The organism is Croceitalea marina, from assembly GCF_042684265.1.
GTDB lineage: Bacteria > Bacteroidota > Bacteroidia > Flavobacteriales > Flavobacteriaceae > Croceitalea > Croceitalea marina.
Genome location: NZ_JBHULB010000038.1, coordinates 1 through 1,212 on the forward strand (window position 1 = coordinate 1; position 1,212 = coordinate 1,212).

Annotated in this window: 1 protein-coding gene; it reads left to right on the forward strand. The window is 32.8% G+C overall.

Annotated features, from left to right (window positions below; all coding sequences use genetic code 11):
* Positions 1-400: 400 nt before the first annotated feature.
* Positions 401-925: a hypothetical protein gene (locus ACFSQJ_RS14220; RefSeq protein ID WP_377767639.1), complete on the forward strand. Its 525-nt coding sequence runs from the start codon at positions 401-403 to the stop codon at positions 923-925.
* Positions 926-1,212 lie beyond the last annotated feature (287 nt).

Below are 1,212 nucleotides of genomic sequence, written 5' to 3' on the forward strand. Positions count from 1 at the left end.
ATGAGTTCTTGGCCCATATATCCGCATTTATGAAAATCCAACCTTCTTACAGGCAAATATCCCTTATATCCCAAATTGTGTAAATTTATTCAAAATCAAAGGTGGTTTTGAGACAGACTGCCGTTGTGCAACATACCAAAAAAAAAATCTGAACTAATATTTGGAAGAATCGCTAAAAAATATATTTGACTTCTTAATCGAGAACCGAATTTACAATAAGGAATTGCAAACAAGGTATTATTCTGGAATTGTAAAACCGCAGAATAGTAAAGCGGAAAAAATTGTTTCGTTATTATACCATACAGCGAATACTCAAAGCCAACCGAAAATTGACAATCTCGCCGAATTTTATAAAAAAATCTATCGAAATACTGATTTGCTAAATTCGTTTTCGGGATTTATGTCTGTTATTAAATCGAGTGAAAGTGAATCGAATAATTACAGCGGACTTTATAATGGAATGAAAAACCAAAATGGTTGGGGAGAAAAGACTTCTGCCCTATTTGCGAAAAGTATTTTTCATTTGCACAATAACGAATATCCGAATGAATTAAAAATTTGGAATGATGCGCCAACCGATTTAGAAAGAAATGATAATTTTTATTTGCCAGTAGATGCGGTAATTATTGCGATATTTAAAGAAATTAAACCGAAAAATTGGAACTTTAAGAACGTAAATAAAACCATCGAAGAAAATTACAGCGGAAAAGATATTGAAGTTTGGGACGATTTGTGGTTTTGGGGTTTTATAACTCAAATTGGAACTGGAGACGGACGAAAAATGGGCTGGAATCTAAACAAATATTGGAATTTAAGAGAAAGTGACAAAAGCCAAGAAAAGATTGCGGAAATAAAACTAAAAGCGGAACAATTCCTGAAAATATTGCGCAAAAGTACGTTGCACAACAACGTATATAGCTCATAGCTAATTAGTTATTTAATCAAAGTTAAGGCATATTTGGAAAGTCGCCAAATTTTTAAATTTGACGATTTTCAAGAAAAAAGATAAATAGTAAAATTTAAAAATCTGGCTCGTGCTTAATCCGAAAATAATTTTCTAATTTACACGCTACGAGCCATATACAAGACCGTCAGACTGTCTCAAAACTTAAAGTTAGCTTTACCTTGTAGGGTTTGATATTCTTTATCTTTAAGTATGGAGTATCAACAGAAACAATCCCGGACCCAACTTGCCCTCTACACCACTTGTCT